The organism is Streptomyces sp. SID3212 (assembly GCF_009865405.1).
Classification (GTDB): domain Bacteria; phylum Actinomycetota; class Actinomycetes; order Streptomycetales; family Streptomycetaceae; genus Streptomyces.
On record NZ_WWJY01000257.1, the window covers coordinates 1 to 1,416 of the forward strand.

Annotated in this window: 3 protein-coding genes and 1 pseudogene; all 4 read left to right on the forward strand. The window is 72.6% G+C overall.

What is annotated here, in order from left to right:
- The coding region (locus tag GT042_RS07860) for a hypothetical protein (protein ID WP_237530568.1) at positions 1–234 on the forward strand (234 nt) is incomplete at its 5' end.
- Positions 224–691 carry a roadblock/LC7 domain-containing protein gene (locus GT042_RS07865; RefSeq protein ID WP_161307985.1) on the forward strand — a complete coding sequence of 156 codons (468 nt, stop codon included), beginning with the start codon at positions 224–226 and terminating at the stop codon, positions 689–691. The genes GT042_RS07860 and GT042_RS07865, both read left to right, overlap by 11 nt.
- 52 nt (positions 692–743) lie before the next feature.
- Positions 744–1,178 carry a DUF742 domain-containing protein gene (locus tag GT042_RS07870; protein WP_161307986.1) on the forward strand — a complete coding sequence of 145 codons (435 nt, stop codon included), beginning with the start codon at positions 744–746 and terminating at the stop codon, positions 1,176–1,178.
- Positions 1,144–1,416 (forward strand): annotated as a pseudogene (locus GT042_RS07875) (ATP/GTP-binding protein); the annotation flags it as partial. The gene GT042_RS07870 and the pseudogene GT042_RS07875, both read left to right, overlap by 35 nt.

The following is a 1,416-nucleotide window of genomic DNA, read 5'->3' on the forward strand; positions in this document are numbered from 1 at the left end:
TCGCGGCCGTTGCGGCGGCGCGTGCGGGGCGCGACCCTGGAACCCGCCACCGCGGCCCGTACCACCGCCGCGGTCTCCCCCGCGCCGCACCCCGCCGACGCGGCACACGTCCGTAACGAGCTGGAGGACCTGGAGGCCGCCACCGAGCGGGCACGACGGGACTCCGCGCGTGACAGAACAGCACCTGGGCCCCAGGTGTCGCTCACCCCGGAAGGACCTGGCAATGACGGATGACCTCACCACCGACCCGGCGAAGGCCGAGGGGCTCGGTGAATCGGCGGCGAACTTCACCTGGCTCCTCGAACGCTTCGCCGCCGAATCGGCCGGTGTCCTCGACGCCATCGCCGTCTCCTCCGACGGCATGCTCATCGCCGTCTCCCGGCGGGACGGCCACGCCGACTCCGAACGCCTCGGCGCGGTGATCTCCGGCATGATGAGCCTCGCCGCCGGCGCCTCCGCCAACTACGGCCTGGGCGACCTGAGCCGGGTGATCATGGACTACCTCGGCGGCCGGCTCCTCGTGTCCGCGCTCGGCGGCGGCGCCGTCCTCGGCGTGGTCGCCTCCAAGGAGGCCAAACTGGCCGACGTCGCCTACGAGATGACCCTCTTCACCGAGCGGGCCGGAGCCGTCATCAGCCCCGAGCTGATCGTCGAGCTCCAGAAGCGCGTCACCTCCGCGCCGGCCGGGTGAGGCACCCCGTACGAAGCTCCGGAAGGCCCAGAGGGAAGGAGGAAGGACCGTCATGGCGGCCGGCGCACCGGGAGCCGACGAGGACCAGGACGCGGGCGCGGGCGCAAGCGCCGGCACCGTACCGGAACAGTCCGGCCGCGCCCCGGCGATCCGCCCGTTCCTGCTCACCGCGGGCCGGGTGGCCGACGCCGGCAGCGCGCTGCCCCTGGAGACCCAGGTCGTGGCGACCGCGGAGGCACTCGCCGTACTCGACACCCTCACCTTCGAACCCCTGGCCATCGTCTCCGTGTGCCGCCGGCCGCAGTCCCTCGCGGAGATCGCCGCACACCTCTGCCTGCACCTCAACGTGGTCCGCGTTCTGGCCGAAGACCTCCGGGTCCAAGGACATCTGGCCGTGTACGAGCCGGACACCAGGACCGCCCAGGACCCCTCGATTCTGCAAAGGGTTATCGATGGGCTACTCGCCATCCCCGACTCCTCCGCCTGACCGCGGCCGTACGCGGCCCGGCACGGCCACCGGCGCCCAGGGCGCCGTCCAGCCGCCGCTGCCGGTGAAGATGGTCGTCGCGGGCGGTTTCGGCGTGGGCAAGACCACCACGGTCGGCTCGATCTCCGAGATCACCCCGCTCACCACGGAGGCGTCGATCACGTCGGTCTCCGCCGGGGTGGACGACCTCGCGCACACCCCGCGCAAGACGACCACCACGGTCGCCATGGACTTCGGC